Source organism: Bacillus sp. DE0042 (assembly GCF_007680225.1).
GTDB lineage: Bacteria > Bacillota > Bacilli > Bacillales > Bacillaceae_G > Bacillus_A > Bacillus_A wiedmannii.
In genome coordinates, this window is record NZ_VEJP01000002.1 from 430,047 (window position 1) to 451,404 (window position 21,358).

The window sequence follows — 21,358 nt, forward strand, 5'->3', positions numbered from 1 at the left end:
TTCTAACAATTTTAAAATATCTATTATAATTATATGGTATCTCGCTCCATATACTTTTGTTTAGTATTTTTTTGCTTTTTTATGCTCCCTAGGATACCGTCAGTATTTTTCAATATAATCTATGCTACACGTAAAAATAAAATAAGCTCCCCATATGGACAGCTTATTTACATAATTATCGTTATTGGAAGTAATTATAAATTAGTTTGTTAGTTCAAAATGATTCTATTGCTTCTTCTAAAATCTTGTTTACAAAGTCACTTTTACCTTCAGTATAACTTGCTCGATCTTTCGTTGTTTCTAACAATTCCTTTTTTAATTGTCCATATTCTCTAACAGATTCTGGATGGTTTCGAAGATAATCACGGAACGCTAAATGTCTTATAATTTCTTTATTTTCTTTACAACAAACATATAAGTGGTGGTCTATCCAGACTTTTTTTCTCCATGCCATGGTGTGAAGTGATCTTTTCTTCCAAAAGCTTCGCGACCTTCAATACCTAAATCACCTTCATGATAGTAACCTAACTTTTCGAGCCTTTGAATGACTTTTGGAAGCATATCACGATTATCTATTACAAGGTCTAAATCTATAATGGGTTTTGCACTTAGATTATTGACTGAGGTGCTACCAACATGTTCAATGGATAATAATAAGTCATCTAATTCAGCTTCAATAACATGCTTTAACTCTTTAAAAATAATTGACCATTCTGGGTTATAATCTTCAATTTTTATTTCGCTTTTTGTCATGATTCATCCACCTCTTCCTTCCTAATTGTACCATTTGAGAGAACCGATTTGTTCAGATTTTTAGATGTATATAGTATTCATCCGAGGTTAACATAACGCATCATTATCAGTAGCAAGGACAAGGAGGAATCTTCCCCTTACAAGGGAACCTCCTTTCTTTTTCTATCGACCTATGCATTTTTTTATACATTCCTATCCTGGCACGGTTTTAAGGTTCTTTTTTGTTGTTGGATAAATAAAAAACTGTATTAAATCTTGCATGCTCCTAGATGTCACTATATATGAACACTACGTATTTGACTTTCTCAATGACCAACATTACTTAACATGGTAAAATAGTATTCGAATGGGAATCCAATGTTATTAAAATTAAAGTGGTTATCAAGTCGGAGGAAGGCACCTTAGTGTGTCTTTTCTTTTTAAAATATATAAGCGCACTATCCCTTTCCTAACAGAGGCCTCCCCCTCATGCCTCCTTACAGGGAGAATGATAAGGCTTTTTTTATTTACCCAATTACCGAGCTCTCAAATGTTTTAAATAGTTACAATACATGTATTGCTTCAATAACATATGATCATTCTTAAGAATGTCATTGAAATATACCAATAGATGTTAGTGCAGTAAAATAAATTGTGTTATGATGTGAGCATATATAAAGCTATCTAACGGAGGGATTCATATGCCGCATATTGTATTTCGTGGAATTACTACTGAACAATTAAAACGCATAAGCAAGCCATTAGTAGAAGAGCTCGCAGAGATTTGTGAGTGTGGTACGGATAATTTTACGTTGGAACTACCAAGTTCTACGTTTGTATTCAATGGAGAAGAAATAGAAGCGTTTCCTCTTATTGAAGTGAAATGGTTCGAGCGTGGACAGGAAATTCGTGATCGATTTGCCAAGGCCATTACTACATATGTAATGGATTTTGGACTTCCAGAAGTAGAGGTTGTATTTACGGTTTTCACAGAATCAGCGTATTATATTAACGGGAAGCATTGTGCAAGTTAGAGCTATTCGAAAGATTTTTGTAACATTTATAAGGGGTAGAACCACATTGCCATCATGCTAAGAAAAGCGAATATCCAAACACACAAAAATGAACTCAATTCTCATAGACAACTAACTGTGAAGAGATAAACTTTTTGTTTTTGGGGACATCAAAATATTAGCTTGATGGTGTTGTAGCGATCCCTCTTTTAAAATAGTAGAATATAACCATGAAAAAACTCCTAACAAATTTTGTTAGGAGTTTTTTCAAATATGCGATATTTTTTTAATCCTCATTATTGATTTCTATTGTACCTGTTCTAGCACTAACTTTTAAACTATTTAACAGATTATCAGGTGTCTTAATTTCCACTTCATATTCAAATTTAGATTGTGCCAAGTTGTCATCTTCTAATTCGAATTCTTTTTTCACATTAATAATTTCTCCATTTGTATGAGCTAAAGAAATTTCACGAACTTGTTTCTCTGTGTAGTTTTCATTCTTTTTAGCATAATTGTAACCCATACCATAATATCCACCAACAATAGCAATACCACTTACTAAAATAGCAATTACACTTATCATTATTTTCTTTTTATGTTTTAACATTTTCATCCACTCCTTCATGATTAATCATCTATTCCAAATCTTGTTTCAAGTGCATTTTCTGCTTGCTCTAATTGATCTTCCAATATATCGTGTTCTCTTTCTTGCGTTTCATATTGTTCAACAGTTATCGTTCCAGCGTGATAATCTGCTTCTAGCTGATTATCAGATAGATCTATCTTGTCATCTAATTGATCAATTTCTTTTTTTGCTGCTAAGTACGTATTTAAGTTTTCTTCTTTTGCTCCAACTGGTTTCGTGTTATTTGCCTTTTCAACGATAGATGTGACTTCGTTTTTGAAATCTTGTATTTGCTTCGTGTCATTCGTAGCAGGCCCTGTTTTGTTTGGTTCTTGTTGTAGTTGAGCACTTTCTTTTTGCAATGTATCATTTTCCACTTTCAGTTGTTGTACTTCTGTATTGTTATCAGCTTGAGTAGAACAAGCTGTTAAGAATAAACAAGACATTGCTCCAATCAACATCCACTTTCTCATTCTGTTTTCCTCCCTTTACATGTGCACCTTATCCTTGCCTTTATATTACTGAACAAACATTAAAGGAAGATTAATGTACAAAAAAATAAAATGATATAATTAAATAGTTTCTAATCTTTCTTTAATGTTTTGGAATTATACTGATACATATTAATAAGAAGAAAAGGAGAATGTTAATGCGAGTTCTTATTGTCGAAGATGAACAAGACTTACAAAATATATTAGTAAAACGATTAAATGCAGAACATTATAGTGTCGATGCATGTGGGAATGGCGAAGATGCCTTGGATTATATAAACATGGCTACCTACGATTTGATTGTGCTTGACATTATGATTCCTGGAATAGATGGTTTACAAGTATTACAAAGGTTACGCGCGGATAATAATACAACTCCTGTCTTGCTTCTTACAGCTAAAGATACAATTGATGATCGCGTAACAGGACTCGACTTAGGTGCGGATGATTATTTAGTAAAGCCGTTTGCTTTTGATGAACTATTAGCAAGAATTCGAGTGTTAATGCGAAGAAAAACAGGAAATACATCTAATGTATTTGAAATCGCTGACCTAGTGGTAGATTGCAATATGCATAAAGTAACAAGAGGAGACCAGGTTATCACTCTTTCCAGTAAAGAATTTGCTATTTTAGAATATATGATTCGTAATAAAGAAGTTGTGTTGACACGAGATAAAATTGAGCAACATGTGTGGAATTACGACTATGAAGGTGGCTCGAATATTATTGATGTTTACGTCCGCTATCTTCGTAAAAAAATTGATAGCCAGTTTGAAACGAAGTTAATTCATACAGTACGAGGAACTGGTTACGTATTGCGAGTAGAATCATGAAAAGACTATCAATAAAAATGAGAGTGACCCTGTGGTATACGGGGCTAATTGTAATTATTATGGCACTCGTGTTAGCTTTTATTTTAACTTCTTCAGATAAAGTTTTGCTTTTTAATATGAAAGATCAATTGAAGAGCACAGTAAAAGAAAGTATTGAAGATATCGAGTATAAGCATGGTCAATTAAAGATGGACGATGATTTTGAAACCTTTGAAGATGGAGTAAATATCATCATTTATAGTAAACAAGGTGAGCCGCTGGCAGGACATAGTCCAACAAGCTTTAATAAAAAGATATCGCTTAAATCCGATGAAATACAAACTATTAAAGACGGTAATAAAGAATGGATTGTATATGATTTTCTCCATAATGCAGGCGGCGATGAGCAAGTCTGGATTCGTGGAATAATGACTATGAACCAATTATCATCAACGATGAATACGCTTATTGTGATAACACTCATCTCATTCCCATTACTTATTCTCATTGCCGCAGTGGGGGGATATTTTATTACACAAAGAGCGTTTCGACCTGTGCAACAAATGAGTGATTCAGCCAGTAAAATTGGTGATGGTAAAGACCTTTCGAAGAGAATTAATTTACAAGGTTCACCGAAAGACGAAATGTATCATTTAGCACAAACCTTTGACAAAATGTTTGAGCGATTGGAGACATCATTCGAAAGTGAAAAACAATTTACATCTGATGCATCTCATGAATTAAGAACACCAACATCTGTTATTATTTCGCAATGCGAATACGCTTTATCACTGAGGAATAATCCGAAAGAAATGGAAGAATCTTTAGAAGTAATTTTAAAGCAATCACGTAAAATGTCCGCGCTAATCTCACAACTCTTATTATTAGCAAGAGCTGACCAAGAAAATCATAATACTTTCCAATTTGAATGTATCAATATGAGTGAATTAACGGAAATCGTTGTAGAAGAGCTTTCATTAATGGTTCAAGAAGCTTCGATTGATATCACAACTCATATAGAGGAAGACCTGTTTATGAAAGCAGATCAAACATTGATGATGCGTTTATTAATGAATTTACTAACGAATGCGATTGCTTATAGCAAAGCGAACGGCACTGTGCATATGCAACTGTTCCGTGATGAAACCAACATAATAGGTAAAGTCTCCGATAATGGCATAGGCATCAGCGAGCAACATATTACGAGAATATGGGACCGCTTCTATCGAGTTGACGCAGCAAGAACATCTTCAAACATCGGAAACACAGGTTTAGGATTGTCGATGGTAAAATGGATTGTCGAACTACACGGAGGAGAAATTACGGTTGAAAGTAAATTAGGAGAAGGCAGTACTTTTACCTTTAAACTACCAATTGAAAAACAAGCATAATTTATGAATATTTGTAGCTCCAGAATGAAGATTCTTCATTCCTTATATAAAAGTAACCGATGCATTTTAATCAGCATCGATTTTATCATTTTTGACAACCTGTTCTGTTCAGTTGATATGCATATGGAAAAATATCGAAATAAAACCCCAGAAATCCAAAGGTCTCTGGGGTTTTATTATATATTTAGCTCTTTTTGCTTTTTGTTTTGTTTATGTCTATGCAGCAATTTTCGGCTTATGAGAGAAATCAGTAATAAGACCAGTATTAGTACGAAAAGTTGCGTAAATGATAAATCAAAATATTTAGCACCTGTAACGATTAAAAGTGTAGAAATCGTACCTTTTACAATGAAAAAAATAATAATCCATAATCCGCCTTTTTTCCAGTTCATTTTTATATTACCCTTTCCTACGTTTAAATTATTAAATGGGACACCTTATTAGAAATCTATTATATTAATAAAAAAGTCATGTCTAATTAAATGCAATGATTACATAATAAGTGAAAATGATATTCAATGTCAATTTTATTGACTGTTTGAATACCTGTTTCTTCACTTCAACCTCTTCCTACTTTGTTTCTTATAAGCAATGAACTCTTGTTTTCAAACAAAAAACACCTCCATTGAATTTACATACTTCGCATGCGAATTCAAGAGGTGTTTTTTCATATACCATCAAGTAAAATTTCCTGCCTTATTTCTTGATACGTACCTATTTTCTAGTACACAATAACTGGATCATACGTGTTCAAACTATCATATACAGTTTTTGCAACGTTAGGCAGAAGGTTTACACACCCACCTGATCCCCCTGTTAAATAAGCATTATTTCCCCAGTCTTTTCGCCAGCCTGCATCATGGAATCCTTGACCACTATTTGTGAATGGAACCCAGTAATCTACTTTAACTGCATAATCAGCTTTACCTACTGCGCTTCCTTTCAGCGTGTATGGTGTTCGTTTATATAGAACGTACCACACACCTGGTGATGTATCTTCACTCGTGCTATGTTTACCCGTTACTACATTTGTTGTGACGACTAATTTCCCATCTTTATAAATCCAAATTTGTTGATCTGCAATTGAAACTTCTGCATATGTGTCACCGATGCCATTATTCGATGTTGTTTTATAGCCGATTCCTTCCTTCTCCCAACCATTCCCGTGAATATTAGAAGCAGAAAGCGATTTTTCGCCTTTCTCAAAGGCTTGTTGAACTTGTTTTGTTTCTTTTTCCACATCTAGTGCCCAGCCGTATCCTTGTCCTTTTACTGATATAACCGAACCAGAATGTGTTTTAAAAGCGAAGTCTTTATGTAATGTAGATTTAGCCTTATTAATTTCAGAAATCTTATTCTGAATTTCGCTCGCATCGATTGTCACTTTCATGTCCTTTGACATAGACGCATTTTGAATTAGATCTTTCGCTTTTAATGAGTACACTTCATCCTGCACTTTATAATCAACAGACTGCTGAAGAAGATTTTGTAATGCTTTCTCTTCTTTTTTGATAATCGGATCGTCTTCTTTAATAGGCTGTATGTATGCAGACTTTAGATGAATTTCGCTTTTATGCTTCTGCTTGTCGTAATCTTTTAGTAGATTCGTAACGTCATACTGTTTTCCATCAACACTCTTCGAAATTACAACTTTTCCTTGTTCGAGCTTCGCCATAGCATCTTGAGGCGCTTTTAATTTTTCATTCATAGAAACAAGCTTTTCTTCTACAAGTTTTTTCATCGTTTCACTACGATACTGATCCGCTTCTTTCGGTAGCAATGAATAATCTTTTTCCTTTGCGGAAGGGAAAAATGTCCACTGGCTTTTTAATAGTTTCTTAACTTGTGGCAAATCTTTTTCCGTTAGCTCCGTTTTTGTATCTTGTTCATCTAAAATTTGTTGTTGATCAATATAGACTTTATTTGCTAGTCCAGATGTTTTTAATTTCTGTATTGCCTGATCAGCGCTCAAACCACCGACCTTTGTATCATTAATCGTAACATTCGAATTGAAGTGAGTTGCCTGATAATAACTCATTCCTCCAATAAGAAGTGCAATTACACCGCCACCCGCAGCGATTAGCTTCCAATTTGTAAAACGTTTTCTCGATCTTACCCGTTTTTTCTCAACTTCTTCCACAGATTCATTTACTGTATTGTTGTTCATCAATCTTTCCCCCGTATACATTAACGTCAATCGATTTTAAACCAAAACCATTGAATAGTGTACCTTATTTTTCCTGAAATTTCATTGTTTTTGACCAGTTTTATCTAACTTTAATCGTTTAAAGTTAGATTTTTTAATAGAAAGATATATAAAGATGGTAGATAAAGTGAAAAAAGGACCACATCAATCGAGTTATTACGGCCCCCTCGCATTTCCCCAATGTTGAAAGGTGATACTCTCTATAAATATTTTAACCTAGTGAAATAATTTTGAGAAGTTTCAAGTTAGAGGAAGGCAACATAGAATGCCTTTTATTTGTGAATATTTTAATGTCGCATTTTTTATAAATTCAAATGCAAACTATGCTTCCCACATTTCACCAGGTTTCACAACCTCTACTATCGGCCTAACGAATTTCACCTTATGACCTTATCATCAACAATTTCAAGTTTCTTTAAAACTATTATATATGTTTGTACCACGCTTTATTAATACGATTAATCTTTTCAGGTGTTGAATTTTTAGACTCATTCTTTGGTGTAATCCTATTATTAGAACATCCTGCAATAGCGAGACAGTATGTAGCCAATAAAACTAATAATATTAATTTCTTCAAATAGCCACTCCTATATAAGGAAAATATTATATTGAGAAAATTAAACATAACATCGAATCTTTGTAAAAACAATATATTTCCTAGTATTATTATTTAATGGCGGATTAATGCACACCTTAAGGTTCATTAATCCGCTTATAAGCGTAGAACCTCATGCTCATCAAGTCAATATCCAATTTACATTTTATCCGATTCTCAATGTTTATTCCAATATAAAAAAATAGCTATTTTTGTTGAAAACTAATTATCTCCAAATTGAAAAATACGAGCTGAATTCCTATAACACTATATACGCTTATTCAACTAGTTTCTCCCCTGTAACAATCTGAAACAAAGTGGCTGCATGTTTCCCTTCTAATTGAGCGTACCGATTATCCCCCGCCTTGATTTCCATTTTCCCCTTATTAGTGCTTACCCAAATTTGATACAAAACAGCTTTCGCCTCTATTTTTGGATTTTTAAATTGAAAAACAAAGTGATAATCAGCTGGACGAGACATCTCCACTTTTTTATTTTCAAAAGTAGTATCATCTAATATTTTCTTTACTTGCAACACTTCGTTATTATCTGTCACCACCTTAAAATCTTCATATTCATTATCACCAATATGTTTTTGCGCTTCGATTGTTTGATCTTCATTTCCTAGTATATTTGAACAGCCAGTTACTATAAATATACAGATGACAATAAAAACGAAAGACAAATGTTTACCCCTCATATTTATCTACCTCATTTCAATAAAAATACTAATATTATAAAATAAAGGTAATTACATTAAACTTAGAAATATAAACAATAAAGGGGAAGGAGTGCCGTTCCATGCAGTTAAAAACATATACTTGGAAAAGTTATACGTTTCTCATTGTAAGTATATTCGTTACTATTAATCTCTTTCTCTTCACACCCATTTTAGACAGAATTGGAGTAGAATATGTCGTGCCTTTCGCCTACTTCATACTAGCTTCCGCTGTTATAGCAATTCTATTAGCGGTTATATCTTTTTGTAGTCGAAATGAAAGGAAAATTTTAGCGATTATCGGTTTATGTTTTACTCTATTTAACACAGTAATTATTTTATTCTTCCTTTGGTTCGGTTACCATTTCACTTAAGTGAAATATAAATAAACTCCATAAGCCACAAATAAAATTAATAGAATCGAAATGCCGAGTACCGTGTATATAATCCATTTTAATTTGAATTCATATCCCCCCTTCTCACCTCCAGACATTTCCAGTATATAACAAAAAGCATTGGATACCCAATGCTTTTTCACACTTACGCAAATAAAGACGTATTCGCATATAAAGCTGGTGAACCACCTGAATGTACGAATAAAATGTTGTCTTCTTTATTAAATGTACCTTTTTTAATTAAGTCGATTAATCCCGCTACCGCTTTGCCTGTATACACTGGATCCAGTAAAATACCTTCTGTTTTCGCAAGTAATTGAACTGCTTCCACCATTTCTGGCGTTGGTAACGCGTAACCTGGTCCTACATATTCATCAAAGCATGTAACAGCTTCGCGCGGGATAAAGTTCGGAATACCAACGTGAGCTGAAGTTTCCTCTACAAGTTTTGCTACTTTCTCTTCTTGTTCTGCTTTTCCTCTACTTACGTTGATTCCAATTACAGGTATGTGACTTTGTGTTCCAGCAAAACCAGTAATTAAACCAGCGTGCATACCAGCGCTACCGCTTACGCAAACAACTGTACTGAAATCAATTCCTTGGTCAAATGATTGTGCCATAATTTCTTGCGCACAAGCAACGTATCCCATTGCACCAGTAGGATTTGATCCACCAACTGGTATGACATATGGTGTATTACCTTTTTCACTAACTTCTTTCGCTACTTTATGCATCTCTTCCATAAGATCTGCCCCGTTTGGTACAACAATTACATTTTCAGCACCTAGTAAATGATATAAGAAATAGTTTCCGTTAAAGTCTGGCTTCTCTTCTGGCTCAAGCCCTTCTTCTAATACAAGAATACATTTCATTTTTTCTTTTACCGCAGCTGCAAGTGTTAGACGGCAATGGTTTGACTGAATACCACCAGCTGTAATTAACGTATTTGCACCTTTTGCCTGTGCATCCGCAACTAGAAACTCTAACTTTCTCGTCTTATTACCACCAGCTGTTAAACCAAGTAAATCATCTCGTTTAAAATAAATAGTCGGCCCACCAAGTGCTTCAGAAAAATTGTTTAATTTTTCAATTGGTGTATATGACTCTGTATATTTTTTTCTCGGGAATTTAGCTAAATTCATAAATAACGCTCCTTTTGTACTTCTTTCACAATGTATGTAACGATACTATTATTACATGTAAAAATGATGAAGTCACCTTTCTGGTGGAAAAATGTATTGGAATTCGGTTTTTGTGAATGGAATTGTATTAATAATTTTAACTCCAATACGGTACGTGAAATTACATTAATAACTTTCATTTTATTTCGATACATGAAGTTTATATGAACGATTTTTTTAAATATATCGTTCATAACTTGAAATATATCGACTTACCGACAAAAAACGACAACACAAAAGAGCCCACTCATTAAAAAGTAGGCCCTTACTAATCACTTATTTGCCGAAAATCGAAGAAGCTGTGTTAATCCTGGCTCTAAATTCATTTCGCCTTTATGACGTACGTGTACAATTTTGTCCCCATCAAATTTTGGTGGGTTTCCTGGATTATACGTATTCCACTCACTCGTTCCTTCTACAGAGTACTCCATATATTCCGTTGCATCGACGATTACGTTTTTACTATCATCAGCGGTTACATTCGGTGCCATTTGTGCAACTTTCGAATCACTAATTAATAATTTTTTTATATCCTTATCACGTTTGTAATCGTAAGCTGTTACCATTACATCGTTACCATATGCTTTCACTTGTAATCCTTGTTTAAATGAATATCCATCTGGAGCAGTCTTCTCTCCGCCATTTGGTCCAGCTGACATCCAGCCTGTTTCAATACCACCCGTATTCACAACTGTAAAGCCTTTTTTATCTCCGCCTGCAATTTTCTTTTTACCAGCCCAGTCTGGTAAGTTTAAATCCCAATGCGTATGACTCGTGAAGAAAACAACTTGCGGATAGTCTTTTAATATATCGTACAATTTATCCACGTTTAAATAGTCATTTAAATACGGTGATTGTCTTGATCCAGATACTGTATCAGGTAAAACGTGATGAGAGAAAATGAAGATTGGCTTATTTTTATCTTTTTTACTGTACTCTTCTAAATTTTGTTTTAACCAACCTAATTGCTCATCACCCATGTATACTTCATCCCACATTTTTGAATCGTGGTATTTCATATATTTTTCAGTTCCTAAAAATAAAAGCGGATAACCGTCTAATTCTTTTTTATGATATACCTTTTCTTGCCCGCTAAATTGTAAGTAGCGGTTGAATAGCGTTTCTTCCGTTACACCATTTGGCCATGTACTTTGAGAAAGTTTCCCAGCAGCTGTCCATTTACCAGCATAAAACTCATGATTCCCAACAGTTGACCATACATTCTCTGGATATTTATTTTTATTTAACACACGCTTCACATCATCATATTGTGACTGTTGTCCCGTTGACGTTATATCCCCATTCATAATAAGCGCTCTAGAAAGTGGTGTCACTTTGTTCATATCTTTTAATACGTGATCAAAATCCCCTAAATCCCCTTGAATATCACTAATAACATTAAAAGTTGTAGCTAATTTTCGGCCTTGCTCTTTCCCTTCCGCATGTGCTGAAAATGTCGGTAATAATGCCGCCATAACAGCTAATGAAGCAACTGCCTTTTTCATACAAATTCTCCCCCTAATAAATAAAATGTACAAACTGACATGTTCTGTTTTCTCTTAGATGCTTGTCCAATTCACATTATAAGGAGGGATTGTAAAGGTTGGTTGGGTAAAAAATTAAGAGTTTTTTAAGGGGTTTTGTCTTTTCATTGCACTCCACAATTCGAAATTCGCGCCAATCTAGCTTTCTAGCCTTTAACATTACATACATGTAAATTTTGATGTTAAATCTTTTCGTTTCATACGTTGTTTTTTATTACTTCTAATTTTCGGGAAAAATCCACTAATTAATAATGTTATAATCCATACCATTATTAGAATAAAATTTAATGTATTACCGGAATTCAAGCTGAAAACCCTCCACAAGTATGCAGCACAAAAAACGAGAATAGCAGTAATAATAAGTAAAAATGTCCTAACTACTAATCCGATGTGGGATTTCTTCTCTTGCTTAAAAATGAAAGTTCTTCTACCTTTGTACAATCTAATTACAAATAGCAGCAAATATACACTAAGTGTGGCTCCAATAACAATTGATGTAATGGAATTACTTTTTCTCTGCTCAGCTAGAGAGAAGTAACTTTCAGGTAATTTTCCAGTTTCATGTTCAATCCATGCGTGGTAAATATCCTGTCGTAAGTCTATACCACCTTCACTATTCGTGAGGATTACCAATCCATCCTTTGTATTAGGAATGAAACCATAAAAAGAATGCCAGCCTCGATTGTCACCAGAATGATAAAGTAATTTCCATTGATTAGATAATTTTTTTTCAAATATACCTAAACCATTCTCCCTTAATACCGGCTTTTGCATTTCCTCAACACGTCCACTTTTGATGACACCATTCCCTTTATTATTTGTATCCATACTTGCAAGTATCCATGTCATCATATCCGTAACATTTGTCTTGAGACCTGCAGCAGCCTGTTCGGTAAATTGGTAACTAGGGAGCTCCTCTCCAAAATATCCATAAGCTTTCGAAAGGTTATGATTTTCAGGACGTTGTAAGAATGAACTAGATTTCATTCCTAAAGGTTTCATAATTTGTTCTTCCATATAACGATCAAACGGTATTCCGGTAACCTCTTCAATTACAAGTTGTAAAATTGTATATCCGCCACCAGAATAAATTGTTTCTGAACCTGGTTTATTGGTAACCTCCACTGGTTCATTAAGCCATCCTTTTCCAGACAGAGACTCCTCGATAGAGTCAAGATGTTTCCCTGGTGTAACCCCGAGGTATCCTTTATGTGCAGACAGCCCTGCTGTATGGCTTAGCAATCTTCTTATCGTGACTTCATTATTATTAAACTCTGAATTAGGTAATTTCCATTTGGTCAGATATTTTTCAACGGGATCATCAAGTGATAAACGACCTTCATCTACAAGATGTAGGATTCCCCACGCTGTAAGGCTTTTAGATATGGAACCAGCTTGAAACAAAGTATCATCACTCACCGCTTTTTTTGTCTTTTTATCTACATAACCGTAGTTTAGTGTATAAGCAATACGCCCCTCATGTACAACCCCTATTGCAACCCCTGGTACCTCATAATTCCCCTGCCATTTTGGTACCTGTTCATCCAGCCTTTTTTTGAAATCCTCTATACTCCTATCAGTCAACGTGCCCGATTCTGCCCTCACCACATTTGTAAACCATGCTTCATTCGTAATGAATATACAAATCATTAAACATAAAATACTTTTGCATATTATCGATGCTTTTTGTCTATTCTTCATTTGCTCTACCCCTTTTTTCAGAATATTCTACCCGTCAATCAGAGTACCCCATTCTAATATCCCATTCTATCGATTTTTATTACTTAACCTTACAAAATTGTAATAAAAATCAAAGATCTGCTATTGTCCTTTATCCGAGGACAATGAAATTCATCAACAAGATAGACATGAGGTTATATTTATGGTTTCAGTTAATGCCCCTAAAATACTAGTTTGGTTAATCAATTGGATATATTCCACACTACAAATATTTATTTTATAAAAAGAAGAACCCCACACATTTTGATTAAAATGTGTGGGGTTCTTTTGGCTTCCTTAAATTTTTATGAAAAAGATTGATTATTTTATGTAGCTTACTAAAAAAAATTTTGTTCAATTAACTAACAGAACAAGATTAAACACTTAACTCGTATTAGTAATTTTTACTGTTTCTGTTGATAAATATAAAAATACTGCCTAACACACTTAATGAAAGTGCAAAATACAATAACAAATCAGGTAGAAATTTCAAAGGAATAATATCAATTAATTGTAAAACAATAATGGCAAGGATACCTAAATATAGAATATTGTACAAAACATTATTTGTTTTATATAGAATTTCTCTTCCTCTTTCGTCATTTGCTTCATCACTTGATTGAAATTTTATTACATACATCTTACTTATCACTATTAAACCAAATAATAAAATTTTTAACAACAACAACATATGTATCACTCCTCTAGATAATCAAATACGTCGGTTAACGGCTTTTCAAATACATTTGCGATTTTAAAGGCAAGAATTAGAGAAGGGTTATATTTATTCTTTTCAAGAGTAGCGATAGTTTGACGACTAACTCCCACTCTTGTTGCCAGTTCTTCTTGGGTCCAACCTTTTTCTGCTCGACAAACTACAATTTTATTATGCAACAATAGTAACACCTCTTGAGATAATTGTAATTTATTTTTTACAAATTGTAAATTATTTTTTACAATATATTTTTAAAATTAAAAATCCTCATAAAAAAAGACATAAAGATCTCTCCCATGCCTACTAATCTTCTACTTCTTTACTGTATGTACATAATGCGCTGTTTCAAAAACTTAATAAAAAAGAGAACTACTCTTCAAGCACTTCTCTCTTTCATCCAAACGATACATATAAAATAAATTATTAAAAATATACTATATAAATTCCATAACTTAGGTATTGCAGCTACACTTAAATAAAGAGTTCCAGGTAACAAGCAATCATAAAAGTTTTTTTGTTTAAAAGCGATGTTTTTTTGCCATCGGTTCTATGTATGTATTTAATATCCACATTAATACTTTCCATACCTTTTGTTGGCTAGGTGGTAGATGATCGTTATATACATAACTGTATTCAATTTGCTGTGTTGCACCACGATTTCGTTTGAACTCTCCAGCCCCAGCACTACAATGACAAATTAATTCTTTTTCGATAGAATCCATTGTAATAAGGAAAGAAAGTATCCGGTATAAACCTTGTTGCTGGTCAGAGTTTGTATTATAGCCAAGGATCGGCGTTGTCATAACTCCATCTCGAATAAAATAAGCAATAACACCATCAATGGTAGTCCCTTTTTTTATGGCCTTTATCTCAAATAAACGATGCTGAAGAGCATTCCATAAATAAGCGGGTGTAAACATTGGATTATGGGCGGAATATTTTTCGATATATAGTTGGTTGTATAAATGGGAAATTTGTAAAATATCCTCCTTTGTTAATTCTTCATTCGTAATGATTTCATAATTGCTTTTCTCTAATAAGCTTTTATCGTTTAATAAGTCTTTTCGTTTTTTTCGATTCATTTTTTTATAGTGTTTCGGATCAAATAAGTATATAGAACGAGACATAATTTTCTTGTAACCTACCGTAGATAGTGCTTCTGTCATTACAGGATATAATTCGTTATTTAAAGAGCGAAATAGAATTGTATGCTCTGGAAATTTCTCAACAAATAGATTTGTAATTTGTTCGATTTGTCGTTCGTTGATAGAGTGATAAAGGTTTGTTGAAAGCATCCAATTATTTACGACAATTACTTTATTAATATTCGTTCGTCGTAGCCAACTTCCCATAAGATGAATCGAATAGGTTAATAGCTTCTCTAGCCATGGTTTTTTCAACTCCCATAGCTCTTCTAACGCATAAGATACGTAATGTGTATAAGGAGAACATACATATGAATTTTCGAACTCTGCGTTATTAAGAGTAACTGGCAAGATGAGATCATCGATTTCTAATAAAAAGAGCTCCGTGTTAACATTTTCAATACATGCTGTAACGCCCTTTTGAAAAAGAGGCAGGAAACTATCTCGTACATATGCTCCATCTTTTTTTGATTCCCAATCAATGCTATGCAAGGAATGAACATCGTGTAACTTAATCATTTATGTTCACCACGCCTTACAAGACTTTCTATTCTTTTTAATTTTTTATCATATACTTGAATATCGTAATGCGAAAAGAAAAAATGTGGTATCGCACACTTTTTAGTAGACCATAGTGTATGTAACTCTTTCATTACATTTGATTGACATAATTCCAGATTTTCAGGGAGTGCTTTAAGTTTAATTTCAATTTTGTCTACACTGTGTTGTATCACTTTAAATTCTTGAATGTCACTAGATGCAAACAAAATTGCTCTTCTAATGAAATCTGGAAAAATAAATATTTCGCTCTTATCCAATTCACTTATTCCAATAAATATATCGTCACATCGACCATCAATTCGTTCTAATGCTAAGAAAGGTGAGCCACAGCTGCACGGCGTTTTTTTCTCAATTAATATGTCATTGAGACGATAGCGTATAATAGGCTGTGTTTTCCTCATGAAATCAGTAATAATGGGAACAAATATCCCTTTCTCTTGATCTAAGTATTCTTTTTCAATATGAACGAGGTCTTCATTAATGTGTAATGTCCCCTGCTTGCAGGTGGTAGCAAGAAAACCTTCTGTACATTGGTAAACTTGGTGTACTGTTTGCTTAAAAGTTGCTTGAATAAAGTCTCTATCAATATCTTCAAGCACTTCTGCTACAGAGATAATTTTCTTAGGACAAATCGTAATCAGTCCTTCTTGCTGCCAATAAGCGATTTTCCGTAACATAGACGGCGGTGCAATTAAAATAGATGGCTGTATTTCATTTAATCGCGTGATATGCTGCTGAAACGAATCTAGTAAATCCAAAAAATGAAATGAGATTCGCTTATTTTTTGTCGCTTCGTATAAATTGCTATTTGCACGTAAGAAAAAAGCAATCGTGTGTTTATGTAAAATGCTAGAAGGAAGCACCTTTCCTATAATCGAGCCAGCCCACAACGTTTGTTCTTCCTCGGAAACGAGAAAAACCCCACGATTTCCACTAGTGCCTGATGATAAACCGACAGTTATATTACGAATGGTTGGTGAGAAATTCCGGGTCTTTTCTGCTTCAAATGCTACATGAAACGCTTCTTCCTTTGAAATATGGACTGTATTTAATGTATCAAAATGTTCCATCATTACTTCTTTATCAATAATAGGGAGTGCAGCCAAATTACCCTTTTGAATTTCATTTAAAAACGGTGTATATAACTGGCGATAAAAAGGAGACGCCTCTATCGTGAACAAAAGTTGTTTTTCTATTTGTTGTTTATGAAACTGTTCCAACTGTTTACGACTTGAAAATCTCGAGCCATATTTTGTTTTCAAGTATTGCTTGAGAATTCGTAGTTTATTCATAGTACACCCCTGCTTTAATTTTATCCCATGTATGTTCACAATGAGTTGGTACAATTTCAATCTCAGGTGATGTTTGTGATAAATGGTGTAACTTCTCAATATTCTTTCGGTAAGATTTTGGATCGCTAGTTAAAAGGTTGGCAATCTTACTAGGAAATACAAGGTTTTGATACGTTTTACTTAGCCACACTGCGTCTGCACAAAGAAAGACAATTTTTTCACTCTGTAAATGGACGAATAAACCGAATTGTCCCGTTGCATGTCCTGTTAAGTCAACAGCAAATAATGAGCCATCATCAAATACATCATACCCCTCTTCAAACTTTCCATATGTAGAAGGTAAGTTAAGGGATGGAGTTTGATCAATGAATGACATTCTTTCCTCTAAATCCATCGGCAGTGTATTTTTTAGACACCCTTTTAATAGAGCACCAAATTTACTTCTCTTTTTAATATCCTCATAAGCTTTTGCGAAGGTTAATATTTTCGCTTTTGGAAAGTCGGGTAAACCAGCTGTATGATCGCCATGAAAATGAGATAGAATAATATATTTAATTTCTTCTGGCTGAATACCATCAAGAAGAAGTTGCTCTTTAATAGATTGCTCTTCCGTGAAATGAACAGGCGTAAGTTTTGCATATACAGAGTAAGGGAATTTTTTTGTCGCCTCTTTAAAATGTCCCGCATATCCAGTATCAAATAAAATATATCCTAATACTGGATGCTGGAGTAACCCTACTGTAGCTGGAAAGCATATTTGTTTCCAACTGCCCTTGGAATATGCGATTTTTTCTGGATGTGTGCAATATCCTGTATCATATAGCTTTAAAGATTTGATTTTCATTGTATTTTCCACCAGTCTACAAATTGTGTAATTCCTTCTTCTATACTGATCTTCGGAGCATACCCTAGTTCTTCTTTAGCTTTATCAATATTTAATGTCTGGCTTTTTGAAAGAACACTAACAGTATATTTTGTGAGAATAGGTTCTTTTCCAAATAAAATAGTTTTTGAGATTCCTTCTAGTATAGCAGCTAGTGAAAAAGCGGTTTTGTAGGAAATTTTTTTATATTTTACTTCCTTATCAAGACGCTTCATTACATTTTCTATGACCTCATATAAATTTACACGCTCGTCATTTGTTATATTGTACTTTTGCCCTAATGTATGTTTTGGGGAATGCATACAAAGAAGTAAAGCATCTACTACATTCTCAACATACGTGATATCAACAAGAACATTTTCAGTACCAATTCTCGGTAAAGCACCCTTTTCACATACTTTAATAAGACGCGGAAGAATCGCATTATCTCCTGGTCCGAATAAAGCACGCGGGCGTATCGTGATAACTGGTAAACCATGCATGAATGCTTGATCAATAGCTTGTTCAGCCATGTGCTTCGTTGTTGCATAATGATTTACAAATGTATCAGGAAGTTTCGCGTTTTCTACTACATTTTGTCGTTCATCATAATAGAAATAAATACTTGGTGTTGATACGTGGATCAGGCGTTTTATACCGTACTTTTGACATCCCTCGATAATATGTTTCGTTCCTAACACATTTGCATTATAAAAATCTTCATATTTACCCCAAGGGGAAGAAAGTGCGCCGCTATGAAAGATGTAATCTTTACCTTTACAAACTTGTAGCACACGATCCCTGTCTTCAAGAGGACAGTAAACAAACTCAATTCCATTTTGTTCTAATACCTTACCGATTGTTTTATTTCTTCCCGTTGCCGTTACTTCATAGCCCATATTTTTCAGTCGAAAGGCGAGTTTTTGTCCTAGAAAGCCCGTTCCACCAGTTACTAGCATTTTCATAAATCTTCACCATCCCACGATATGTCATATGTTGTTTGCTCTAAAATAGTCCGTTCCTGTTTATAACTTTCACGCCACAATTTATACATGCTAAAAAACTGATAAAAAAATGGTTTCCAATCATTGTGACGATAAACGATATCTGGATAAGAGCATAGAACTTTTAACCATCGCTTACGTTTTTGTTTACTTTTTAAATTCGGAAATCCATAAAGAAGCATCGCTAACCGAATTGCACACTCAGAGTTTGGTCTTGGAATGAGTGTATTGTTTACCTTTTCATGAAAGAAGGCCGGCAATATTTCCTCATCGAATAAATGTAATCCACTTGTAGTACGTGGATTACATTCAATCGGAATCGCATCTCCATCCTCTGTAACGATAAAATCAAAAGCAATTTGTCCTGAGAAATTTAGCTCTTTTACAATATGTGTAACAAACTGATCAATTTTAGGATGATTCATATGCTGAAACGCAATGGTAGCGCCTAAGCCTGCCGTAAATTCCGTTTTATACGTAGAGTGAGCTAACACTTCCCCAGATTGTGCAATACTGTAGGAACAATGCTGCGTCCCTCGTATAAACTCTTGCATAATATAATTCGACTTATCTATCATGCTTTCTTTTAGAGCATCCTCTTTTGTAATAAATTCCACTTTATCAGAAAATCGGGAAAAAATCGGTTTTCGTACAAAAGGAGTATGAGCTGGTGTTTTGTGCATCATTGAACTTATCGCTTCTTCATCATCTATTCTATATGTTGCAGGTACTTGCCACCCTAAATTCGCTATGAACTGAATAAATTCCCACTTATTATGCAGTAATGAAAGTTTTTGAAAATCATCTACTAATACATGGCAAAATGCGCTTAATTCTTCTCTATATTTAGATATATAAAACACTTCTTCACAAGTAGGAATAAGTAAATCCACATTGTGTCGTTGAATAATGGATAGTAGCGCACGGATACTTTCATTTGTTTTCCATTTTGGAGAAGGAATTTCATAAAAGTAATCCGTACTCTTTGAAACTTTACTTAATGGATAAGGAATACTATCTGCAATAATAACGGTATGTCCAGCGTTATGAAACAGTCTGCATACATGCAAAGTTGCTGGTGCACGTGCCCCTGTAATTAATACTGTTTTCTTAGTATTCAAGAAGGATGCCTCCGATTGAAAGTCCTGCAGAAGTACCTAATAATAGTATTTTATTTCCACGTTGCACTTTCTTTTGCTTAATCGCTTCGAAAAGAGCGACTGGAATAGATGCGGAAATCATATTACCGTAGTCTTCAAAAATGGTCATAAAGCGCTCTTCATCAACCCCTAATTTTTTACGAATGAGTCTCATAGCTGGTCCACTTGCTTGGTGAGGAACAATTAAATCAATATCGGCTAGAGTATAACCAGTATCCATAAGTAGCTTGTCAATAAACTTCAACAAATACTTAGAAGATAGTTTAAAAATGGCTCTTCCATTCATATCGAACAAGAAGTCTTCTTTTCGTTCCTCACTATACTCGCGAGGATGAATCATCGTTCCACCGCCACGAATTTCTGATAAATGCGCACCAGAGCTATATGTTTCCATATGGGAAGCAATAATAGAAGATGTATGATCGCCTTTTGTTATTACTACAGCTGCCGCACCGTCACCGAATAAAATACTGCTTTCATTTTGCCCCCAATTTAATCCAACAGAAGAAATTTCAGAAGAAATGATAACAACATTTTTGTATCTCCCGCATTCCATTGCGTACGAAATTGTATCAAGTGCTGTTATGAAACTTAAACATGTTGAATTGATATCAAAACATGGAATACCAGAATGCTGTAGCCCGAGCTGTTCTTGAATAAGTGATGCTGTGGAAGGTATTGCCTGTTGAATCGTTCCGCTTCCGCAAATAATACAATCGATATCATCCCAAGTTAACTTCGCATCTTCTACAGCTTTTTTTGCAGCTTCTGCCCCCATATAAGAAGACGTTTCCCCATCAACAAAATATCTTGTTTTTACCCCAGCTTTTTTTAATGTCCAGCCTTCTGGCACATGTAGCATGCGATCTATTTCAAAAGATTCTACCTTTCTTTTCGGAAGATATGTTCCAATTCCTTTTATACTAATATATCTTTTCATTCTCTATCGCCTCTTAATCTTTTTATAAATTTAAAAATCCTTTACATCTAAACATTGTTGTGGATACATACAGAAAGTCTTTTTATAACATTCTGCTATCCCCTTATGTACTTCTAATCATATTTCTCTTCAAAAAAGAGCAAGCTCTCTACTTGAGAACTTGCTCTTTTTGCATGAGAATTCTTCAAATACATACTCTAGAAAAAAACTTTTATATCAATTTAATTATATTATAACAATTATCCGAAAATATTT

The 21,358-nt window shown here is 34.0% G+C and carries 20 protein-coding genes and 1 pseudogene; 4 read left to right on the plus strand and 17 right to left on the minus strand.

Annotated features, from left to right (window positions below):
* Positions 1 to 214 precede the first annotated feature (214 nt).
* Positions 215 to 753 (minus strand): annotated as a pseudogene (locus FS802_RS12585) (GrpB family protein).
* A gap of 680 nt (positions 754 to 1,433) precedes the next feature.
* On the opposite strand from FS802_RS12585, the gene FS802_RS12590 reads away from it, so the two are divergent.
* The gene (locus tag FS802_RS12590; RefSeq protein WP_144525052.1) at positions 1,434 to 1,766 is read left to right on the plus strand and encodes a DUF1904 family protein; all 333 of its coding nucleotides are present in this window, start codon (positions 1,434 to 1,436) and stop codon (positions 1,764 to 1,766) included.
* A gap of 265 nt (positions 1,767 to 2,031) precedes the next feature.
* Here the strand turns inward: FS802_RS12590 and FS802_RS12595 are convergent, their stop codons facing one another.
* Positions 2,032 to 2,355, minus strand: a complete 324-nt coding sequence (locus FS802_RS12595) for a PepSY domain-containing protein (RefSeq protein WP_000912142.1) — start codon at positions 2,353 to 2,355, stop codon at positions 2,032 to 2,034.
* Positions 2,356 to 2,375: 20 nt separating this feature from the next.
* Positions 2,376 to 2,846 carry a hypothetical protein gene (locus FS802_RS12600; RefSeq protein ID WP_001233665.1) on the minus strand — a complete coding sequence of 157 codons (471 nt, stop codon included), beginning with the start codon at positions 2,844 to 2,846 and terminating at the stop codon, positions 2,376 to 2,378.
* Positions 2,847 to 3,022: 176 nt separating this feature from the next.
* On the opposite strand from FS802_RS12600, the gene FS802_RS12605 reads away from it, so the two are divergent.
* The gene (locus FS802_RS12605) at positions 3,023 to 3,697 is read left to right on the plus strand and encodes a response regulator transcription factor (protein WP_001264526.1); all 675 of its coding nucleotides are present in this window, start codon (positions 3,023 to 3,025) and stop codon (positions 3,695 to 3,697) included.
* Entirely contained in the window at positions 3,694 to 5,067 is a 1,374-nt protein-coding gene (locus tag FS802_RS12610; RefSeq protein WP_002096469.1) for a sensor histidine kinase, read from the plus strand. Before FS802_RS12605 ends, FS802_RS12610 begins: the two co-directional genes overlap by 4 nt.
* Before the next feature lie 176 nt (positions 5,068 to 5,243).
* On the opposite strand, the gene FS802_RS12615 is transcribed toward FS802_RS12610, so the two are convergent.
* The 3 genes from FS802_RS12615 to FS802_RS12630 all read right to left on the minus strand — a co-directional run bounded on the left by FS802_RS12615 (position 5,244) and on the right by FS802_RS12630 (position 8,568).
* A complete protein-coding gene (locus FS802_RS12615) occupies positions 5,244 to 5,459 on the minus strand; it encodes a hypothetical protein (protein WP_098095699.1) in 216 nt (71 codons plus the stop codon).
* Between the two features lie 329 nt (positions 5,460 to 5,788).
* Positions 5,789 to 7,234 carry a L,D-transpeptidase family protein gene (locus tag FS802_RS12620; protein WP_098653507.1) on the minus strand — a complete coding sequence of 482 codons (1,446 nt, stop codon included), beginning with the start codon at positions 7,232 to 7,234 and terminating at the stop codon, positions 5,789 to 5,791.
* A 911-nt stretch (positions 7,235 to 8,145) separates the two neighbouring features.
* Positions 8,146 to 8,568 (minus strand): YhfM domain-containing protein, encoded by a 423-nt coding sequence (locus FS802_RS12630; RefSeq protein ID WP_001214240.1) that lies wholly within the window; start codon positions 8,566 to 8,568, stop codon positions 8,146 to 8,148.
* Positions 8,569 to 8,669: 101 nt separating this feature from the next.
* Between FS802_RS12630 and FS802_RS12635 the strand changes: the two genes are divergently transcribed.
* Entirely contained in the window at positions 8,670 to 8,960 is a 291-nt protein-coding gene (locus FS802_RS12635; RefSeq protein ID WP_001176312.1) for a hypothetical protein, read from the plus strand.
* A gap of 166 nt (positions 8,961 to 9,126) precedes the next feature.
* On the opposite strand, the gene cuyA is transcribed toward FS802_RS12635, so the two are convergent.
* From cuyA to FS802_RS12690, 11 genes are all read right to left on the minus strand, one after another.
* Positions 9,127 to 10,122 carry a D-cysteate sulfo-lyase gene (gene cuyA, locus FS802_RS12640; protein WP_001046599.1) on the minus strand — a complete coding sequence of 332 codons (996 nt, stop codon included), beginning with the start codon at positions 10,120 to 10,122 and terminating at the stop codon, positions 9,127 to 9,129.
* Between the two features lie 311 nt (positions 10,123 to 10,433).
* Positions 10,434 to 11,666 carry a DUF4073 domain-containing protein gene (locus FS802_RS12645; RefSeq protein ID WP_144525053.1) on the minus strand — a complete coding sequence of 411 codons (1,233 nt, stop codon included), beginning with the start codon at positions 11,664 to 11,666 and terminating at the stop codon, positions 10,434 to 10,436.
* 198 nt (positions 11,667 to 11,864) lie between these two features.
* On the minus strand, positions 11,865 to 13,406 hold the full coding sequence (locus FS802_RS12650; RefSeq protein WP_098653505.1) for a serine hydrolase domain-containing protein: 1,542 nt from the start codon (positions 13,404 to 13,406) through the stop codon (positions 11,865 to 11,867).
* Positions 13,407 to 13,818: 412 nt separating this feature from the next.
* A complete protein-coding gene (locus FS802_RS12655) occupies positions 13,819 to 14,112 on the minus strand; it encodes a hypothetical protein (RefSeq protein ID WP_000925448.1) in 294 nt (97 codons plus the stop codon).
* A gap of 8 nt (positions 14,113 to 14,120) precedes the next feature.
* Positions 14,121 to 14,321: a helix-turn-helix transcriptional regulator gene (locus FS802_RS12660; protein ID WP_000903049.1), complete on the minus strand. Its 201-nt coding sequence runs from the start codon at positions 14,319 to 14,321 to the stop codon at positions 14,121 to 14,123.
* A gap of 336 nt (positions 14,322 to 14,657) precedes the next feature.
* Complete coding sequence (locus FS802_RS12665) at positions 14,658 to 15,803, minus strand: hypothetical protein (protein WP_144525055.1); 1,146 nt, start codon at positions 15,801 to 15,803, stop codon at positions 14,658 to 14,660.
* Positions 15,800 to 17,137 carry a F390 synthetase-related protein gene (locus FS802_RS12670; RefSeq protein ID WP_098653503.1) on the minus strand — a complete coding sequence of 446 codons (1,338 nt, stop codon included), beginning with the start codon at positions 17,135 to 17,137 and terminating at the stop codon, positions 15,800 to 15,802. Before FS802_RS12670 ends, FS802_RS12665 begins: the two co-directional genes overlap by 4 nt.
* Complete coding sequence (locus FS802_RS12675) at positions 17,130 to 17,981, minus strand: MBL fold metallo-hydrolase (protein WP_098653502.1); 852 nt, start codon at positions 17,979 to 17,981, stop codon at positions 17,130 to 17,132. Before FS802_RS12675 ends, FS802_RS12670 begins: the two co-directional genes overlap by 8 nt.
* Positions 17,978 to 18,964, minus strand: a complete 987-nt coding sequence (locus tag FS802_RS12680; RefSeq protein WP_098653501.1) for an NAD-dependent epimerase/dehydratase family protein — start codon at positions 18,962 to 18,964, stop codon at positions 17,978 to 17,980. Before FS802_RS12680 ends, FS802_RS12675 begins: the two co-directional genes overlap by 4 nt.
* A complete protein-coding gene (locus FS802_RS12685; RefSeq protein WP_141547158.1) occupies positions 18,961 to 20,124 on the minus strand; it encodes an ATP-grasp domain-containing protein in 1,164 nt (387 codons plus the stop codon). The genes FS802_RS12680 and FS802_RS12685 overlap by 4 nt, the downstream gene beginning before the upstream one ends.
* Positions 20,114 to 21,103 (minus strand): beta-ketoacyl-ACP synthase III, encoded by a 990-nt coding sequence (locus tag FS802_RS12690; RefSeq protein WP_063218008.1) that lies wholly within the window; start codon positions 21,101 to 21,103, stop codon positions 20,114 to 20,116. The genes FS802_RS12685 and FS802_RS12690 overlap by 11 nt, the downstream gene beginning before the upstream one ends.
* Positions 21,104 to 21,358: the final 255 nt, after the last annotated feature.